This is a genomic window from Sinosporangium siamense (genome assembly GCF_016863435.1).
GTDB lineage: Bacteria > Actinomycetota > Actinomycetes > Streptosporangiales > Streptosporangiaceae > Sinosporangium > Sinosporangium siamense.
This window is the reverse complement of record NZ_BOOW01000016.1, coordinates 35378-53866: the sequence shown is the minus strand read 5'-3', so window position 1 is coordinate 53866 and position 18489 is coordinate 35378. Positions and strand designations below refer to the sequence as shown.

At 69.9% G+C, this 18489-nt stretch carries 18 protein-coding genes; 10 read left to right on the top strand and 8 right to left on the bottom strand.

Annotated features, from left to right (window positions below; translation table 11 throughout):
• Nucleotides 1-16: 16 nt before the first annotated feature.
• Together Ssi02_RS13030 and Ssi02_RS13025 are read right to left on the bottom strand one after the other, a co-directional pair.
• Nucleotides 17-1108 (bottom strand): dihydrodipicolinate synthase family protein, encoded by a 1092-nt coding sequence (locus tag Ssi02_RS13030; protein ID WP_204025266.1) that lies wholly within the window; start codon nt 1106-1108, stop codon nt 17-19.
• The gene (locus Ssi02_RS13025) at nt 1095-2096 is read right to left on the bottom strand and encodes an NAD-dependent epimerase/dehydratase family protein (RefSeq protein ID WP_204025264.1); all 1002 of its coding nucleotides are present in this window, start codon (nt 2094-2096) and stop codon (nt 1095-1097) included. The genes Ssi02_RS13030 and Ssi02_RS13025 overlap by 14 nt, the downstream gene beginning before the upstream one ends.
• A gap of 275 nt (nt 2097-2371) precedes the next feature.
• On the opposite strand from Ssi02_RS13025, the gene Ssi02_RS39780 reads away from it, so the two are divergent.
• Entirely contained in the window at nt 2372-2488 is a 117-nt protein-coding gene (locus Ssi02_RS39780; RefSeq protein WP_373870131.1) for a hypothetical protein, read from the top strand.
• Between the two features lie 150 nt (nt 2489-2638).
• Here Ssi02_RS39780 and Ssi02_RS13015 read toward each other — a convergent pair whose 3' ends face one another.
• The 4 genes from Ssi02_RS13015 to Ssi02_RS13000 all read right to left on the bottom strand — a co-directional run bounded on the left by Ssi02_RS13015 (nt 2639) and on the right by Ssi02_RS13000 (nt 5552).
• The gene (locus Ssi02_RS13015; protein WP_204025262.1) at nt 2639-3175 is read right to left on the bottom strand and encodes a hypothetical protein; all 537 of its coding nucleotides are present in this window, start codon (nt 3173-3175) and stop codon (nt 2639-2641) included.
• 63 nt (nt 3176-3238) lie between these two features.
• Complete coding sequence (locus Ssi02_RS13010; RefSeq protein WP_204025260.1) at nt 3239-4156, bottom strand: Gfo/Idh/MocA family protein; 918 nt, start codon at nt 4154-4156, stop codon at nt 3239-3241.
• A 164-nt stretch (nt 4157-4320) separates the two neighbouring features.
• Nucleotides 4321-5076, bottom strand: coding sequence for a lysophospholipid acyltransferase family protein (locus Ssi02_RS13005; RefSeq protein WP_204025258.1), 756 nt, complete (start codon nt 5074-5076; stop codon nt 4321-4323).
• A gap of 56 nt (nt 5077-5132) precedes the next feature.
• Nucleotides 5133-5552 (bottom strand): hypothetical protein, encoded by a 420-nt coding sequence (locus Ssi02_RS13000; RefSeq protein ID WP_204025256.1) that lies wholly within the window; start codon nt 5550-5552, stop codon nt 5133-5135.
• A 142-nt stretch (nt 5553-5694) separates the two neighbouring features.
• On the opposite strand from Ssi02_RS13000, the gene Ssi02_RS12995 reads away from it, so the two are divergent.
• The 5 genes from Ssi02_RS12995 to Ssi02_RS12975 are packed head-to-tail and all read left to right on the top strand — an operon-like array spanning nt 5695 to nt 10636.
• Nucleotides 5695-7251, top strand: coding sequence for an ABC transporter substrate-binding protein (locus Ssi02_RS12995; RefSeq protein WP_204025254.1), 1557 nt, complete (start codon nt 5695-5697; stop codon nt 7249-7251).
• A complete protein-coding gene (locus Ssi02_RS12990) occupies nt 7248-8228 on the top strand; it encodes an ABC transporter permease (RefSeq protein ID WP_239128867.1) in 981 nt (326 codons plus the stop codon). The genes Ssi02_RS12995 and Ssi02_RS12990 overlap by 4 nt, the downstream gene beginning before the upstream one ends.
• Entirely contained in the window at nt 8228-9052 is an 825-nt protein-coding gene (locus Ssi02_RS12985; RefSeq protein WP_204025252.1) for an ABC transporter permease, read from the top strand. Before Ssi02_RS12990 ends, Ssi02_RS12985 begins: the two co-directional genes overlap by 1 nt.
• A complete protein-coding gene (locus tag Ssi02_RS12980) occupies nt 9049-9987 on the top strand; it encodes an ABC transporter ATP-binding protein (protein ID WP_204025250.1) in 939 nt (312 codons plus the stop codon). Before Ssi02_RS12985 ends, Ssi02_RS12980 begins: the two co-directional genes overlap by 4 nt.
• Nucleotides 9980-10636: an ABC transporter ATP-binding protein gene (locus Ssi02_RS12975; RefSeq protein WP_204025248.1), complete on the top strand. Its 657-nt coding sequence runs from the start codon at nt 9980-9982 to the stop codon at nt 10634-10636. Before Ssi02_RS12980 ends, Ssi02_RS12975 begins: the two co-directional genes overlap by 8 nt.
• 32 nt (nt 10637-10668) lie before the next feature.
• Here Ssi02_RS12975 and Ssi02_RS12970 read toward each other — a convergent pair whose 3' ends face one another.
• Nucleotides 10669-10995 (bottom strand): alpha/beta fold hydrolase, encoded by a 327-nt coding sequence (locus Ssi02_RS12970; protein ID WP_204025246.1) that lies wholly within the window; start codon nt 10993-10995, stop codon nt 10669-10671.
• On the opposite strand from Ssi02_RS12970, the gene Ssi02_RS12965 reads away from it, so the two are divergent.
• A complete protein-coding gene (locus Ssi02_RS12965; protein WP_204025341.1) occupies nt 10967-11449 on the top strand; it encodes a CGNR zinc finger domain-containing protein in 483 nt (160 codons plus the stop codon). The genes Ssi02_RS12970 and Ssi02_RS12965 overlap by 29 nt on opposite strands.
• 476 nt (nt 11450-11925) lie before the next feature.
• Nucleotides 11926-15222 (top strand): S8 family serine peptidase, encoded by a 3297-nt coding sequence (locus tag Ssi02_RS12960; RefSeq protein WP_204025245.1) that lies wholly within the window; start codon nt 11926-11928, stop codon nt 15220-15222.
• Nucleotides 15223-15351: 129 nt separating this feature from the next.
• Here the strand turns inward: Ssi02_RS12960 and Ssi02_RS12955 are convergent, their stop codons facing one another.
• Nucleotides 15352-15810, bottom strand: a complete 459-nt coding sequence (locus Ssi02_RS12955; RefSeq protein ID WP_204025244.1) for a CBS domain-containing protein — start codon at nt 15808-15810, stop codon at nt 15352-15354.
• Between the two features lie 319 nt (nt 15811-16129).
• Between Ssi02_RS12955 and Ssi02_RS12950 the strand changes: the two genes are divergently transcribed.
• Nucleotides 16130-17557, top strand: coding sequence for an aminopeptidase P family protein (locus tag Ssi02_RS12950; RefSeq protein WP_239128866.1), 1428 nt, complete (start codon nt 16130-16132; stop codon nt 17555-17557).
• A gap of 363 nt (nt 17558-17920) precedes the next feature.
• The gene (locus tag Ssi02_RS12945; protein ID WP_204025227.1) at nt 17921-18400 is read left to right on the top strand and encodes a MarR family winged helix-turn-helix transcriptional regulator; all 480 of its coding nucleotides are present in this window, start codon (nt 17921-17923) and stop codon (nt 18398-18400) included.
• Nucleotides 18401-18489 lie beyond the last annotated feature (89 nt).

The window sequence follows — 18489 nt, the reverse complement described above, 5'->3', positions numbered from 1 at the left end:
GGGACCTCCCCGTGGGTCAGGAGAGCCACCGGTCGAGGCCCTCGGCGACGAAGTCGTCGTCGCGTAGCCAGGGGTAGGCGGCCCAAATGCGGTCGATCTCCTTGAGCTGGCCGGTGGACAGGGTCTCGGCGGGGTCGAGGCACCAGTTGCCGGCCAGGAGGCCTTGGCGGCGGAGTATCTCGTGAATGCCGGGGATGCAGCCGTGGAAGCCGTGGGCGACGTCGAAGATGGCGGCGTTGGCGTCGGTGAGGTGGCCGTCGAGGGTGAGCAGGCGGCGCACGGCGGCGGCGTCGCCGGCCCGGGCGCGGCCGGCCTCCTCCAGCAGGTCGACGGCGCGGCGCACCCAGACCGCCCACTGGCCGAGCAGCCCGCCGACGAACTCCACCTCGACCTGGCGCCCGTCCACGACTACGCGGTGGGGGGCGATGAGGTCGGCCAGGATGTGGTCGTCGTTGCCGGTGTAGAGCGCGAGGTCGCCTTCGCGGCCCGCCCGGCACACGCCGTGAAGCACGTCCAGGGTGCGATAGCGGTCGAACGGGGCGACCTTGATGCCCACGACCGACTCGACAGAGGCGAACCTGGTCCAGAAGTCGCGTGACAGGGGGCGCCCGCCGACCGCCGACTGCATGTAGAAGCCGATCACCGGAAGCACCGCGCCGACGGCGCGGGCCCGCTCGATGAGCGCGTCCTCGGAAGGGTCCGGGTGGGGGGTCAGCAGCACCATGTGATAACCGAGGGAGGCCGCCAGCTCGGCCTCGGCCACGGCCTGCGCTGTCGGCCCCACCACACCCGCCACCAGCACGACGTCCCGTGACGCCTCCGCCGCCGTGGTGGCGGCGAGCTCGAGCACGGGGGCCAGCAGAGCGGTGCCGTGGATGGCGAACTGGGTGGTGTGCACCCCCACCGCCAGCCCGCCGGCACCCGCCTCCACGTAATAGCGCGTCAGGGCCCGCTGCCGCCGCTCGTCGAGCCGCCGGTCGGCGGTGAGGGCGAGCGGGTGGGCCGGGATCACCAGGCCGCGCCGGAACAGGTCGCGGGCGGAGACCGTCTCGGCGACGTCGGGGCTCAGCACGTGAGTCCCCCCTTCTTCGACATCAGAAACGGCCATCGCGGCGCTCGAACTTGGTCGGCTTGCCGAGCAGCGCGCCGCCGCCGGCCACCCAGGCCGCGGTGTGCTCGATCAGCTCGGCGGGTGTGATCTGCGGATAGCCGAACGTACGGTGGCACCGCGAGGCGTTGGACAGCAGCGCGGTCGGCGCCTCCTCGCCGATGAGGCGGGGCTCCTTGCCGAGGGCCTCGCCAAGCGCCAGCGCCGCCTGCCGCACCGAGAGCAGCTCGGGGCCGGTGACGTTCAGCACGTACGGCGGAGCCTCGGCGAGCAGGAGCGACCGCAGGGTGACCTCGTTGGCGTAGCCCTGCCACACCACATTGACCTGGCCGGTCGACAGGTCGATCGGCTCATCGGCGATGATCTTCTGGGCCAGGTCGACGAGCACCCCGTAGCGGAGCTCCACCGCGTAGTTCAGCCGGATGAGCGCGAGGCGTGTGCCGTACTTCTCGGCGAAGTGGGAGAGCACTCGCTCCCTGCCGAGGCAGCTCATCGCATAATCGCCGACGGGACCGGTGGGGTCGTCCTCGGTGGAGCCGCCGCTCGTGACGGGCACAAGAGGGTAGACGTTGCCGGTCGACAGGGCCGCGATCCGGCTGTCGCGATATCTGTCGGCCACCCGGCCCGGCAGGTATGCGTTGGTGAACCACGTGGCGTGCTCGCGCCCCTGCGTGCCGAACTTCGCGCCTACGAGGAAGACCACGTTGGGCGCATCGGGCAGGTCCTTCAGCGCGGCCTCGTCGGCGACGTCGGCGGAGACGACCACGGCTCCGTCGGCCTCCAGGGACTCGGCCAGGCCCGGCTCGGAGAATCGGGACACCGCGATCACCCGGCTCTTGGTGGCGTTGAGGGCCAGCCGCACGAGGCTCGGCCCCAGTTTGCCGCCCGCGCCGAGCACCAGGATGTCGCCGTCGAGCTCACTCAGGTCTTGGACGAGCCCCTCGGTGGGGCGGGCGAGCCGCTCCTCAAGTTCCGCCAGCGTCCGCACGCGACCTCCAACCATAGAGATTTTACGGTCCAGACCGTAATCTCGCTATAGCCGCCCTGTCAACAACTGATCCTGGAACAACGCCCAGGTGAAAACGGCGTTCAGGGCATTGTGACCCGCTCACACCCCCACCCGTCGGCAAGTTCCAGCCCTCACCATGGGAAAGATGAAGATCCACCACATGAACTGCGGCACCATGCGTCCCGCCGGCTTCCCGCACTGGGTGGCCCACTGCCTTCTGGTCGAGACCGGGCGGAGTTAAAGCGGGCGAGGGGCTGGAGCAGGCGGTTCTGCGAGAGGTCGCCGAGGAGACGGGCTTGTCGGCAGCCTTTGCCCTCAACCTGGTCGCCGCGGATCCACCAACTGGAAATCCTTTTTCCCGGCTAACTTGAGCGAAGGTCACGTTGTTGGGAATATCCGTACATCGGTAATGGATTCGCGGAGCCCGTCGTCGACCCGCGACCAACATGCGCATGGGCACCCCTCAGTTCATGGCCCCCGAACAGGTGTGCGGGTCGGGGCCGTCGTCACGTCAAGGGGGGTCAGGGGCCTTCGCTCCAGCGATACCACGGGCCCTTGAAGTGCTCATATCTGTGCGCTTCCCCGACCGGCGGCTTGTCCGGGAGGTAGGCGAAGCCGTGGCTCAACCAGTCCAGTCCGATGTCCGTGACCAGGAAAATCGTGCCTTCAGGGATCTTCTCCACGTAGTTCACATGAAACAGGCCCCACCACTGATCCTCTCGCTCTTCTGCATGCGCTGATCGGGCATGTCGCTCCAAGCTGGACTCCGACAGGGCGAAGCGCACGTGAAGCGGCACGTCAACCTTGACCAGCAGTACGGTGACCAGCACGAAACCGAGTGAAACGAGCAGTGACCAGAGCCGCTGCCCCGCCATGGTGGGCTCCCATATCCACGACGGCCAGATGACGACAAGAATCAGCCAGTACAACGCCAGCAGCAGGGTCCAGCCGGACAAGCCGGGACTGCTCGCCACGACAAGCGTCAGAAGTGAGGCAAGCCCGACGGCCCCTACATACAGCACCGCGGGGCCATTACGAGGGGCGCGGTTCAGACGCATGGTGCAATCATCGCCAAAGGCGAGATCCGATGTGATCAGTAGGCTTATTTCATCCCTTGGGTGCTACATCCGCTCGACCTCCATCAAAGGCCGGGTGGCCGACTCGCGGGCGGAGATCAGGATGTTGAGGATGGCGCGGGTCTCCCCCCACGGCACCGGGCTCGGGGCGCCGTGCACCATCGACAGGAAGGCGTCGATCGTGCCCTCGTAGCCGAGGCCTTTCAGGACGTCGGCGCCGCTCTCGATGACGATTTGTTCGGTGTCCTCCGCCGTATGCACCGAGACCGTATAGGACTCGACATCCGTCGCGCCGAGGATCTCGACCACCCCGGTCACGCCGCTCTCCCAGATGAGGGCCATGACGCCGGTGTCCTCCGAGCGCAGGCCCTTGTGCCGCCGCAGCGACCCGGCCGCGCCCGCCAGGCGCACATGAGGGCCGAGGAGGGCCACCAGCAACTCGACCCCGTGGATGCCCATCGTGACCAGCGTGCCGCCGCCCTCCGCGGGGTCGTCCTGCCAGGGGTTGTAGCCGGTCGCCCAGAGCCCCACGTCGTGCCGGACGGTCGCACGGACCGACATCACCTGTGAGCCGATGCTGTAGCCGGCGAAGGCGGGCGCGAACCTCAGCACCGAGCTTGTCAGCACCTTCTCGGAGTGCGGTGACACCAGCGCGTCCAGGCGTTCGAGCTGGGCGCGGGTGGCGGCGGCCGGTTTGTTGACGAAGCAGGGGGCGCCGAGGGTCAGCACGGGCTCCAACACATCGGCGACGCGTGGGGTCTGCACGGTGAGGACGATCCCGTCGGCGCCGGGCGCGAGCAGGTCGTCGAGGTCGCGGGCCACGCGTGCATGGGGGTGCTCGGCGGTGAATCTGGCCAGCCGCTCGGCGTCCTCCTCCCACACCGACAGTTCCGCGTGGCGGGCGAGGGTGCGGGCGTCGGTGAACGGATGGCTGGTGGCCAGGCCGGCGAACGCGATGCGCACGGGTCCTCCTCGGCATATCGTCTGCGGACCCTTGCGTCCTCGACTGAACCGCCCAGATTAGGCGCTGGGAGGCCCCTGGCGACACCTCGTCGAGCCAGGGCCGGCAGCCGAGGCACACGCACGCGGCGGGCTGCGCCGTACGGCACGAGCCCGCTTGACGGCGGTCAGCGGTTTTGGCGCCTCTCGCGGCGGGCCTCGGCTTCGGCGTCGTCCATGGCGTCGGCCTCCTCGGGGGTGGGGGCGATGCCGCCGAGGTGGGCGGGTTGCCACCAGACGCTGGGCGGGATGTCGGGGTAGGCGCGCTGGGCGCGGTCGAGCATGGTGGAGAGGCGGGCGCGCAGGTCGTAGGTGAGGACCGCCGGGTCGTCGTGGAGGCTGGGGTAGGCGGGCGGCCCGACGTGGATGCTGACGGGCACGTGGCGCTGGAGGAGGTTGCGCGGGCGGCCCTTGGTCCACAGGCGCTGGCTGCCCCACAGGGTCACCGGGATGAGCGGCACCCCGGCGGCCGCCGCCATGCGCACGGCTCCGGTCTTGATCTCCTTGATCGTGAAGGAGCGGCTGATGGTGGCCTCGGCGAAGACGCCGATGATCTCGCCGTCGCGGAGGGCCTGCACAGCGTTGTCGTAGGCCCCTGCGCCGGCGGAGCGGTCGACGGGGATGTGGTGCATGGCGCGCATCAGGGGGCCGGAGATTCTGTGGTCGAAGACCTCCTTTTTCGCCATGAACCTCACGAGGCGGCGGGCGGGCCTGGCGGCATATCCCGCGAAGATGAAGTCCAGGTAGCTGACATGGTTGCTGACCAGGACCGCCCCGCCGGTCCTCGGGATGTGCTCGGCCCCGTCCACATGCACCCTGAGGTCCAGGGCTCGGAACGCGGTCAGCGCGGTCCAGATGACGGGCGGATAGACGATGTCGGCCATGACTGGAAAGGTAACTTACAGTGCAGTAGGCACGCGACTCATCCCTTGTATGCAGGTCACTCGGGAAAGCCTGACTGCGGGAAACCGTTTTGGAGGGTCCCGTTGGGATTTATGGTGGTTTGCCCACTACCCGGCTGACCGGGCTGCCCCGAGGGGTCCAACTGTCCTGACTGACCCTGCTGACCGGTTCCCGGTTGCACCCCCGTCCCCGGCGTCGGCTGCACCCCGGGCTGCTGCTCTTGGACGGGAGGCGGCGTCTCGGCCGGCGTACTGAAGGTGAACTGCTCCGGACTGCTCGAACTGGGCGCAGGCGCAGGCGCGGGCTCCACAGCGCTGAGGCCGACGAAGATCCCGATGAGGAACCCCGCCACCCCGGTGAGCCCGGAGGCGAGCAGGATCACCGTCGCGCTGCCGAATCTCTGCGGAGGTGGGGGTGGCGCATGGAAGTGGTGCGGGTCGGGATAGCCGTATGCCATCTCTCGTCCCCCTCATATGGGTTTCCCCAACTGCTACCACATTTCCGGCTTTAGTGGATCACTGGGGCCTAACTGCACCCTCCTTGCAACTGCAAAATTCTCTCCGTTACTGTCCAAGTGACATATCCCAGGAGGTTCCCCCATGAGGCGCGCCGTCGTGCTCCCGCTGACGTTCGCACTGTTCACCGCCGCGTGCTCGGCGCCGGCACCGCCGGGCGGGAGCGCTCCCAGCACCGCGGACGACACCTTCGTCATCGCCTTGAGTTCGGAGTTCGAGAGCCTGAACCCGATGCTCGGCTACTCCCCCGACGGCGGATCGCTCATGTTCGACGGCCTGATGAGCCGTGCCCCCGACCTGTCGATGGAACCGGCGCTGGCCTCGGGACCGCCCACCACCTCCAAGGACGGCAAGACGGTCACCTTCACCCTGCGCGACGGGGTCAAGTTCCACAACGGCCAGGATCTGACCAGCGCCGACGTGGAATACACCTACGAGACGATGCTCGACCCGAAGAGCAGCTCCCCCATCGCCGGCGACTTCGCCGCGATCAAGGAGGTCGAGGCGCCGGACCCCAAGACCGTGGTGTTCACTCTCAACTACCCCTACGCCCCGCTGGTCCAGCGCACCACGCTGGGCGTCGTGCCGAAGGGCGCCTCGTTGAAGGAGACGCCGCCCGGCACCGGGCCGTACCGGTTCGTGTCGTGGACGCCGGGTGACAAGGTGGCGTTCACCGCCAACACCGCCTACTGGGGCGGCGCTCCGGCGATCCCGAAGGTGGTGGTGGCGTTCGCCGCCGACGACAACGTGCGGGCGACGCGCATGTCGGCCGGGGAGTTCGACGCGACGATCCTGCCGCCCAAGGTGGCCGCGCCGTTCCGCACCCAGGCGGGGCTGAAGGTCTACGACGTCGCAGCCAACGACTACCGCGGCATCATGTTCCCGATGAAGGAGCCGGTGACCGGCGACCTGGCGATCCGCAAGGCGTTCAGCCTGGCCGTCGACCGGCAGGCGATGGTGGACACGATCCTGGCGGGGGCGGGCGAGCCGGCGTTCGGCCCGATCTCGCCCGCCACGAAGTGGTACAACGCTGTCGTCACCGGGAAGGGCACGAGCGATCCGGCCGGGGCGGGCAAACTGCTCGACGAGGCCGGGTGGAAGCCCGGCGCGGACGGCATCCGGGTCAAGGACGGAAAGCCCGCGAAGTTCACGCTGATGTATCCGGCGGGCGACTCGCTGCGCAAGGAGCTCGCGCTCGCGGCGGCCTCCGACGCCAGGAAGATCGGCCTCGACGTGGAGCCCGCCGGCCTCGACTGGGACGCGATCGAGCCGCGCATGGCCAAGGACGCGCTCATGATGGGCTGGGGCAGCGCCTACGACCCGGACTACATCAACTACGAGCTGTTCCACTCGGCCTACGCAGGCAAGGGTTTCTTCAACCCCGGCCGCTACGACAACCCGAAGGTCGACAAGGCGCTGGAGAAGGCCCGCGAGTCGGGGGAGGAGGCCGAGCGCAAGGCCGCCTACGACGACTTCCAGAAGACCATCTTCGAGGACGAGGCATGGAGCTTCCTCGTCTTCCTCAAGCACGTCTACGTCATCCGGGGCGACTGGCAGGGCGTGACGCCTGGCGTCGACGGGCACGAGCACGCCACCGGCGGCCTGTTCCGCAACCTGCACACCTGGAAGCCCGCCAAGTGAGAGCCGTCGCCCGCATGGTGGCCTGGCGGGCCGCGTTCGCCGCGCCGCTGCTGCTGATCGTCACGGTGGCGATGTTCGCGCTCGCGCAGGCTTCGCCGTTCGACCCGGTCCGTCAATATCTCGGGGACCGGGCGACCGTCACCGCACCCGAGATCGTGGAACAGATCCGGGAGAACTGGGGCGTCGACCGTCCGGTGCTGGAGCAGTTCACCACATGGCTGGGCAACCTTCTCCAAGGCGACCTCGGCGATTCGCGATCGTTTCACCGGCCTGTCGCCGAGGTGATCGCGGAGCGGCTGCCGTGGACGCTGCTGGCGACGGGCTGCGCGATCGTGCTCATGCTCGCCGGAAGCCTCGTGATCGGCACGATCGCGGCGTGGCGGCGCGGCTCGTGGCTCGACCGCGTCATCACGGGCGGCGCGTTCGCGAACGAGTCGGTGCCGGTCTTCTGGCTCGGGCTGCTGTCCATCTGGGTCTTCGCCGTACAACTCGGGTGGATGCCGGCGGGCGGGCTCACCGACGCGGCGTCGACGACGCTCGACCCGCTGGACGTCGCCCACCACATGGTGCTGCCGGTCGTGGTGCTCGCGGTGTCGCAGTCGTCGTGGCTGGTGCTGTTTGTGCGGGAGTCGGTGATCGGCACCCTGCGGGAGGACTTCGTGATCGGCGCGCGGGCCCGCGGTCTGCGGGAGCGCACGGTGCTGGTACGGCATGCGCTGCGCTCGGCCCTCCTCCCCTTCCTGACGTTGCTCGGGGCGCGCATGCCCGAACTGGTCACCGGCGCGATCCTCGTGGAGAGCGTGTTCTCGTGGCCGGGGGTGGCCTCGGCGTCGGTGCAGGCCGCGCTCGCGGTCGACTTCCCGCTGCTCGCGGTCACCACGCTGCTCGGCACGATCGCGGTGCTCGGCGGCAACCTGCTGGCCGACATCGGCTACACGGTCGCCGACCCGCGGGTGCGCACGCTGGGGGTGGGCTGATGAGGGGCCGCAAGGGGCTCGTCTTCGCCGTCGCCGTGCTGGCGGTGCTCGGTCTGGCGGTGCTGCTTGTGCCGCCGATCGTCCAGCTCGACGAGCGGCTCGTGGACCTGCGGTCGGCGGGGCTGCCGCCGTCGTTCGCCCATCCGCTCGGCACCGACGAGGTGGGGCGCGACGTGCTGGTGCGCTCGATCTACGGGCTGCGGGTGTCGTTCACCGTGGGGATGGTCGCCGCGCTGGTGTCGATCACCATCGGCGGCCTGGTGGGTCTGGTCGCCGGCAGTGCGGGCGGCACGCTGGACCGGGTGCTGATGCGGATCGTCGACGGGTTCAACTCGCTGCCGCACCTGCTGTTCGGCATCTTCATCGTGGCGATGTTCTCCCCGAGCCCGGTCGCGGTCGTGGTGTCGGTCGGGGTCACCCACTGGACCACGTCGGCGCGCATCGTGCGCTCCGAGGTGCTGAGCCTGCGGTCACGGCCCTTCGTGGAGGCCGCCATCTCGGGCGGCGCGAGCCGGGCCCGGGTGGTGCGCCGCCACCTGCTCCCCCATCTGCTTCCCCACCTGATGCTGGCGAGCGTGCTGATGATCCCGCACGCCATCTGGCACGAGACCGCGCTGAGCTTCCTCGGCCTCGGCCTGCCGCCGCACATGGCCTCCCTCGGCAACATGATCAACGACGGGCAGCGGTCGCTGCTCACCGGCGGCTGGTGGGCGAGCCTCGCGCCCGGCCTGTTCGTCGTGCTGCCCACACTCGCCATCGCGATCCTCGCCAACCACCTGCGCGACCGGCGGAGCCCACGCCGGCGATCGGAGCTGTCGCTGTGAACAGCCTCACCGTCACCGGCCTGTCGGTCTCCTTCCACATCCCCGGCGCCGTCGTGCGGGCGGTCGGCGACGCGTCCTTCACGGTGCGGCCCGGCCGCTGCCTGGCGCTCGTCGGCGAGTCCGGCTGCGGCAAGTCGGTGCTCGCCCACGCGCTGCTCGGGCTGCTGCCGGGCAACGCCAGGACGTCCGGCAGTGCCGTACTCACCGAGGGCGGCACTGCCACCGAGCTGATCGGCGCGTCCGAGCGCACCCTGGCGGAGCGGGTGCGGGGGCGGTCCATCGGGCTGATCCCGCAGTCGCCCGCCACCCACCTCACCCCGGTGCGTACGGCGAGAGCCCAGCTCGCCGAGGCCCTCCGCGAACTCGGGCGGCGGCCGGAGTCGGCCGACGAGCTGGCCCGGCGGTTCGGGCTGCGGCCCGCCGACCTTGACCGCTATCCGCATGAGTTGTCGGGGGGCATGGCGCAGCGGGTCGCCAACACGATGGCGCTGGCGGGCGACCCGTGGCTGCTGCTCGCCGACGAGCCCACGACCGGGCTCGACCGCGACCTCGTCGAGCGTGCCATGGCCACGCTGCGGGAACTCTGCGACGAAGGCCGTGCCGTACTCCTCATCACGCACGACCTGCGGGCCGCGGAACGTGTCGCCGACGACCTCGCGGTCATGTACGCCAGCCGCATCGTCGAACTCGGCCCCGCCGAGGAGGTGCTCAACCGGCCGCACCACCCCTACAGCGCCGGGCTCTTCGACGCCCAGCCGCACCGGGCGTTCGTGCCGGTGCCGGGGATGCCGCCGGAGCTCACCGCGTTGCCCGCCGGGTGCGCCTTCGCCCCCCGCTGCCCGCATCGCACCGCCTTGTGCGACGAGCTCCCCGTGCGGGGCGCCCGGGCGGCCTGCCACCACCCGCTCGTCCACCAGGAGGGCAGCCGTGCTTGAGGCACGCGACATCACCGTGAGGTACGGCTCGCGCACGGTCCTCGACCGGGTCACGCTGGCCGTCGAACCGGGGTCGGTGCTGGGCCTCGGCGGGCCCAGCGGCTGCGGCAAGTCCACCCTGGCGCGGGTGATGGCGATGATGCTCCGCCCCCGCTCGGGCACCGTCACCGTCGACGGCCGCACCACCCCCGGCTGGCGCCAGCGCGCCCCGCGCGATCTGCGCATCCGGGTGGCGCTCGTCTATCAGCAGCCCCGGCTCGCCGTGGACCCGCGCCTCACCCTCACCGAGATCGTCGCCGAACCTCTGGCCGCCGCAGGCCGCCCCGACCCGGCCCGCGTCTCGTCCCTCGCCACGGAGGTCGGCCTCACTCCCGACCTGCTGACCCGCAAACCCCACGAGGTCTCCGACGGCCAGCTCCAGCGCGCCTGCGTGGCCCGCGCCCTGACCCTCTCACCGCGCTATCTGATCTGCGATGAGATGACCACCATGCTGGACGCCTCCACCCAGGCTCACCTCGTCGCGGTCATCAACGCCTACCGCGCCCAGACCGGCGCCGGCATCCTGGCCATCAGCCACGACACCGACCTCCTCACCCGCTGGGCGGACCACACGAGCTCTCTCGGCGCGGCTCAGGCCGGCGAGGCATAGCACGCTGTGCACGGCATAGCCGGCTGGTCTTATCACTGTGTTTCTCGGGTCCGGTCCAGGAAGTCGGCGATGAGCGGGGCCATCTGCGGCAGGCACTCCTCCAGCGCGAAGTGGCCGGTGTCGAAAAGGTGCAGCTCCGCCTCGGGCAGGTCGCGGAGGTAGGCGTGGGCGCCGGACTCGGGGAAAAACGGGTCGTTTCTGCCCCAGACGAGGAGGGCGGGTGGAGTGTGCCTGCGTAGCTCGGCCTGCCATCGGTCGTAGAGCTCGACGTTGGAGTGGTAGTCGAACGCCAACGCCACCTGACTCAACACCCGCCCGGCCGGCGGTGACCTGATCGCCACCCCCCACGACCTGGGCACCTGGCTGCACCTCCAGGCCGGCCGCTTCCCCGAGGCGCAGGACCTCGCCGCCGGGTTGACCGGCGCCGACCTGGCAGCCGTACACGCCGTCCGCGACCACACCGCCCGCGCCCTCGACCGTGTCCGCCACGGCAGCCGTCCTCCGGCGGACGCCCTTGCAGCCCTCAACGAGGCCCAGCGGGCCGCGCCCGCGGTCGCCGAACTCGCCTGGAACGGCGAGGTCGTGACCACCGTACGGCGACGCCCCGGTTCGCCCGGAGCGCGGCTGTCGGCCTGGCTCGCCGAGGCGGCTGCCGAACTACTGACGGACCCGGCCGTCGCCAAGATCCGCCAGTGCGAAGCCGGCGACTGCGTAATGCTGTTCCTGCCCGCCCGCCCACGCCGCCGCTGGTGCTCCCCCGCCCGCTGCGGTAACCGAGTCCGCGTCGCCCGCCACTACCAGCGCCACAAGTGAACCTGAGCAGTGGGAGTCTGGCCGCCACCATCGGTGCAGCCTCGACGCTCTGGCCGTCAGCCACTACACCGAGCTGCGGGCACGCTGGGCCGGCCACTGCGGTCTAGGAAGAACTCATGCGGCTGTTCGGGGCCGGGCCGATGCCTCTCAATGACGGAACGGGGCGCTGAGAGGCAGCGTACATCGGGGATCGAAGGCGGAGTGTTACTGCCTAAATACTGGGCAATCTCAGTCAACTACTGATCTATGCGTAAAAAATCACCCAACGTTAGACTTGTGCGTTGGATCGTTCCGCCCGTAACTGACGGTCGTTCTCTCGTCACCCCATGGGGAGGGGTCGAGTCCCCCTATTCCACGTGCCATGGGTGACGCGACTCCTTCATGCATGCCCGGTGGTGAGTGCCCGCGGCCACGCTGATGGAGGTGTCGTGTCACAGAAGTCCCGGCCCGGCTGGTTATCCGGACGTCGGAGGGGAATGGCGGCGGCGGTAGCCGCCGCCGTTGTGCTGGTGCCCGCGCAGGCGGCGGTGGCCGAGCCGTCGCCGTCGACGGCGTCCACGACCAAGTGGACGCCGAAGCCTGTGCCGGCGGGGGAGGTCGTCAACGGGGCCTCGTCGCCCAGCGGCCAGCTCGCGCAGAGCAGCGAGGCGTTGTTGAAGTCGACCTCGCTCAAGCCGGCCAACGTGATCGTCAAGCTTGACTACGACTCGCTCGCCGCCTATCGGGGCGGGGTCGGCGGGCTGGCGGCCACCAGTCCGGCCGAGACCGGTAAGGCGCTGGACACACGTAGCGCCGATGCGAAGAAATACGAGAAGCACATCGAAGGTGTGGAGAACACCTTCCTCGCCGAGCTGGCCAAGCGGGTGCCGGAGGCGAAGGCCGGGCAGCGGCTGCGGGTGGTCTACGGCGGGGTGAGTGTACGGTTGCCCGCCAACCGCTCGGCGGAGCTGCTCAAGCTGCCGGGAGTGGCGGCGGTGCAGGAGGACAAGCGCCAGGCGCTGCTAACCGACAAGAGCGCGGCGTTCGTCGGCGCTCCGGCGATCTATTCGAAGCTGGGTGGCAGCGCCTCGTCCGGCAAGGGGGTCGTCGTCGGGGTGCTCGACTCGGGCGGCTGGCCCGAGCACCCGTCGTTCGCCGACCCGGGCAACCTGCCGGCCGCGCCGCCCACCAAGGACGGCACGCCGCGGGTGTGCGACTTCGGGGAGAACCCGCTGACCCCGGCGAACGACCCGTTCACCTGCAACAACAAGCTGATCGGCGGCCAGGCCTTCCTCGACACCTACCACGAGCTGGAGCCGGCGGAGCTTTACGGCAGCGCCCGCGACTCCGACGGCCACGGCACGCACACGGCCACCACCTCCGCCGGCGGCAAGGTGCAGAACGCCAACCCGCTGGGCATCGACCGGGGTGCGATCCACGGCATCGCGCCCGCCTCCCACGTGTCGGTCTACAAGGTGTGCGGCATGAACGGCTGCTACCAGTCGGACACGACGCAGGCCATCGGCCGGGCCATCCTCGACGGTGTGCGGGTCATCAACTTCTCGGTCTCCGGCGGCTCGGAGCCCTACAGCGACCCGGTGGAGCTGGCGTTCCTCGACGCTTATGCGGCCGGGGTGTTCGTCTCGGCCTCGGCGGGCAACGCGGGGCCGGGCGCGGGCACGACCGACCACCGCGGCCCGTGGGTGACCACGGTCGCCGCCTCGACGCAGACCCGCACCTTCCAGTCCACGGTCACCCTCACGGGGCCGGGCGGGGCGACCGCCACGCTGAAGGGGGCGAGCGTCACGGGCGGCGTCGCCTCGCCGCAGCGGGTCGTGCTCGCGTCGGCTCCGCCGTACGCAAATGCGGATTGCACCTCCCCCGCCCCGCCGGGGATCTTCTCCGGCAAGATCGTGGTGTGTCTCGGCGCGAGCGGCCGGGTGATGAAGGGCTTCAGCGTACGACAGGGCGGTGCGGCCGGGATGATCCTTGCCAACCCCACCCCGCGTGACGTCTTCACCGACAGCCACTGGCTGCCCACCGTCCACGTGGACAAGCCAGAGACCGACGCCCTGCTGGCGTTCCTCCAGGCGAACCCGGGCGCGACGGCTTCGTTCGCCCAAGGTGCCGAGTCCACCTGGGCCGGGGACGCGATCACGCACTTCTCCTCCCGCGGTCCCGGCGGGGACTTCCTCAAGCCGGACGTGACCGCCCCGGGCCTGCATATCCTGGCCGGGCACACCCCGACCCCGGACACCCCGGCGGGCGGTCCGGCGGGCAACCTCTTCCAGGTCATCGCCGGCACCTCGATGTCGGCTCCGCACGTGGCGGGGGCGGCGGCGCTGCTGTTCGCGCTGCACCCGGACTGGACGCCGGGCCAGGTGAAGTCGGCGCTGGAGACGACGGCCACCACCAAGGTGACCAAGTCGGACCGGGTCACGCCGGCTGATCCGTTCGACACGGGCGGCGGGCGCATCGACCTCACGAAGGCGGGCGACCCGGGCCTCACCCTGGACGAGACCGCGGAGAACTTCGCCGCCTCGGCCGCCGACCCGAGGGCACGCATCAACCTCAACCTGCCGTCGGTGAACGCGCCGACCATGCCGGGGCTCATCACCGCCAACCGCACGGTGAAGAACGTGACCAGCCGCACGCTGACCTACCGTGCGTCGGGGACCACGGTGAACGGGGCGGACATCACGGTGATCCCGCCCGCGTTCACCCTGCGACCGGGTAAGAGCATCACGCTCAAGGTGGTCATCACGGCGCCGGGACTGGCCGACGGGCAGTACTTCGGCCGGGTCAACCTCAAGCAGGTGGGCGGCAGCCGCGACGTCGGCCTGCCGGTGGCGTTCTTCCGCAAGGAGGGCGCGGTGCCGGTCGAGCAGACCTGCACGCCCGAGACGATCGCGCGGAACGCCGAGTCCACCTGCACGGTGAGCGTGCGCAACGACACCTTCACCGCCACCGAGGTGACCGCGGTCAGCACGGCGAACTCCAAGCTGCGGATCACCTCCGCGACGGGCGCGACCAGGGTCGGCTCCCAGGTGGTGACCGCCAGGAAGAACCTCGCCGGGCGCACACCGGACACCCCGAACGTCGCCCCCGGCTCGGGGCCCGCGGGGTATATCCCGCTGGACGCCTTCGGGTTCACACCGGTCCCGCTCGGTGACGAGCAGGCGGTCAACCTGGGGGTGCCCGCGTTCGTCTACAGCGGCCAGACCTATACGCGCATCGGGGTCGTGTCGAACGGCTACTCGGTGCCGGGGGGCGCAGACCCAGACCAGATCAGCCCGGCACCGCAGGCGGTGCCGGATCCGGCACTCCCGAACAACGTGCTCGCGAGCTACTGGACCGACCTCGACGGGACGGACGCGCCGGGTGTGCTCTACGGCATCCTGACCGACGGGGTGAGCGACTGGCTGGTGCTGGAATGGCGCCTGAAGGTCGCCGGCGGCGGTGCGCTGAAGGTCTTCCAGCAGTGGATCGGCCTCAACGGCAGTGAGGACATCAGTTACGCCTACGACCCGGGCAACCTGCCGGGTGACCCCGGCGGCGGCCTCGGGTTGACGGTCGGCGCGGAGAACTCCACGGGCACCGGAGGCACCCGGATCTCCGGGCCGCCGACGACGGACCTGCGGGTCACCAGCACGCCGGGCGCGCCGGGCGAGACCTTGACCTATTCCTTCAAGGCCAAGGGTGTCGCAAGGGGTGAGGGTACGGTGACCACCGGCACCTCGACCCGGGAGGTCGACGGCCTCACCCTGGAGGTCGACAAGATCATCGTGCAGTAACGCGAGTGGCCCGGGGGAGCACCGCCGGGCCGCGAGCGGCGACCGGGCCCCGCTGTGGGTGAGGCGGGGCCCGGCGCTGTGTCCGCTGCCGTCAGGAGTCGATGGGCTCGGGGGGCAGGGGGTCGGGGGTCAGACGGTCGGGTTCAGGGTGCGGGGGGCGCCGTGGATGTAGCCCACAAGTGACGCCTTCTCCGTCTCCAACTCTTCAATCGCGGTTTTGACTACGTCACCGATGCTGACCAGGCCCACCAGTCTGCCGTTCTTGTCGACGACGGGGACGTGGCGGAAACGGTGCGTGGTCATGGTCTTGCGGAGCTCCTCGACGTTCTCGCCGGGTGTGCAGGTCCGTACGTTGGTCGTCATGATTCTGGACACCGGAGCGTCGAGGATCTCCGAGCCGTACTGGTGAAGCCGCCGCACCACGTCACGCTCCGACACGATGCCGGCGATGGTGGCCCCGTCTTCGGAGACCACCACGGCGCCGATGTTCCGTTCGGCGAGTGTGGCCAGCAACTCGGTGACGCTCGCGTCCGGACGGACGGTCACGACATCTCTACCCTTACCCTGCAAGATCGTTCCGATGAGCATGGAAACCACCTCCGATCATGCTGTGAAGTACCTTCAGAGTTGCCCCACCCGGAACATCCTTAAGCGCGCTTGGGGGGCCTGTTTGTCCGGCTCGCATGCGCCCCCGGGGCGTGTGGGGTGCGATTGGCAAGATGTGAATCCGCCAAAATCACCCCTACTTTCCAGCAAATGGACCACCTATCGTCAGGCAACGCCCAGGAAGCGGCCCACGTCAAGAGCTCAGGGCCGGGTCTGGCTGAGATGCGGCGCCCGGCTTAAGGTTGCGATAAGCCGTACGCTTCATTGGATAATGCGGAATATCGCACTGTTTGGGGGTTTGATGAGCGAGAGTTCCCCGCTCAACACGGGCAGTCACGATCTTCCTGTGACCGACGCGCTCGCGGAGTTCATGAAGACCGGCTGGGCCGACACCACCCGTGACGGCCTCGACGCGCTCCCCGTGGCCGCCTGGGCCGCCAAACGGAGGGCCGCGCTGGCCGAGCGGTTCCCCGGCGAGACCCTCGTGATCCCCTCAGGCACGCACAAGGTCCGCAGCAACGACTGCGACTACCGGTTCCGGGCACACTCCGCCTTCACCCACCTGTGCGGCGGGCAGGAGCCCGACGATGTGCTGGTGATCTCCCCCACCGGCGCCGCCACCCTGTTCACCCGCCCCCGCTCGCCCCGCCAGGCCGAGGGGCGCGCCGGCCAGGAGTTCTACCGCGACCGGGTCTACGGGGAGTTCTGGGTGGGCCGCCGCACCGACCTCGCCGAGGCCGCGGCGCTCTACGAGATCGACTGCGCCCCCATCTCCGCGCTGAAGGACGCCCTCACCGGCCCCGCCCGGGTGCTGCGGGGAGTGGACCCCGTCGTGGACGGGCTGGTGAGCCCCGGCGACGGCGACGTCGAGTTCGCCGTCCACCTGTCGGAGTCGCGGCTGGTCAAGGACGAGTGGGAGATCGCCGAGCTGCAGCGGGCCGTCGACGCCACCCACATGGGCTTCGAGGACGTCGTGCGCGCCCTCCCCCAGGCGCTGGCGCACCGCCGCGGCGAACGCTACATCGAGGGGGTCTTCGGGCTGCGGGCCCGCCTTGAGGGCAACGACGTGGGCTACGACACCATCGCGGCCTCCGGCGCCCACGCCTGCGTGCTCCACTGGATCCGCAACGACGGCAGGCTCGACGAGCGGGAGATGCTCCTGCTGGACGCCGGTGTGGAGACCGACAACCTCTACACCGCCGACATCACCCGCACCCTGCCGCTGTCCGGGCGGTTCACCCCGATCCAGCGGCAGATCTATGAGCTGGTCTACGAGGCGCAAAACACCGCCATCGCCACCCTGCGCCCGGGGGCGAGCTTCCGCGACTTCCACCGCGCCGGCATGCGGGTGATCGCCGAGGGCCTGCACGAGTGGGGCGTGCTGAAGATCGGCGCCGACGAGGCCCTGGACCCCGCGAACGGGCTGTACCGCAGGTACACGCTGGCCAGCAGCGGCCACATGCTCGGCCTGGACGTGCACGACTGCGCCAAGGCCAGGGCCTCGGCATATCTCGACGGCACCCTCGCCGAGGGCCACGTGCTCACCGTGGAGCCCGGGATCTACTTCCAGCCCGACGATCTCACGGTGCCCGAGGAGTTCAGGGGCATCGGCGTGCGCATCGAGGACGACTTCGTGATCACCGCGGACGGCGCCAGGATGATGTCGCGGGCCCTGCCCAGGCACCCCGACGAGATCGAGACGTGGATGAGCGCGCTCCTGGCGAGGTAGCACCCAGCGGACGCCTACCGACGGGCAGGTCGGCGGTGACCAACATCACCGACCCTGCCGTCTGCGGCGATCCCGGGCCCCGGCACTCCCCGTCACGGCCCGGCTGCGGATCACGCTCGCCGCGGGCCGCCGGGTTGTAGATTGAGATCTTGACATCCTCCCCTTCTCAACCAGGGGAACCCCTTCCGGGGCTCCGCTTTCACGACCGATCGTCAGGAGGATCATCCTTGAGTCCCCAAGTCCATCCAAAGGCCGTCCGGCACCGGAGTGCGGCGGCCGCGCCGAGACCACGCGGGGTGAAGCGCCCGGCATCCCACGCGCGTTCTGCCATCATCGTGAGTCACGACCTTCCGAGGGAGACCGATGAGCACGCTTGAGACGGAGAACGTCGCGACCCGCTGGCTCAGCTCGGCCGAGCAGCGTGCCTGGCGGGTGCACCTGTCCGCGCACAAGCTACTGATGCACCGGCTCGACCGGGAGCTGTCGTCCTTCGGCCTCTCCCTCAACGACTACGAGATCCTGGTCAACCTCTCGGAGAGCCAGGGCCATCGCATGCGCATGAGCGACCTCGCCGACGCGACGATCCAGAGCCGGAGCCGGCTGTCCCACCAGATCTCGCGCATGGAGGCCGCCAGCCTCGTCGTGCGGGAAAGCTGCTCCTCCGACCGGAGGGGCACCTTCGCCGTGCTGACCGCGCACGGCTGGGAAATGATCAAAAAGGTGGCCCCTTACCATGTGACGGGGGTCCGGGAGCACTTCCTCGATCTCCTCGGCGACGAGCAGCTCCAGTTCCTTGAGCGCGCCTACACCCCGATCGTGGACCACTTGAAGAAGCTCCGCTGACCGTGCGGCGCCTGCCCGGCCAGGCGACGCCCGCGTGTCCGCTCGGAGCGGCCCGCCCCTGCGCCGGTGACCCCGGCGACCAGCCACGG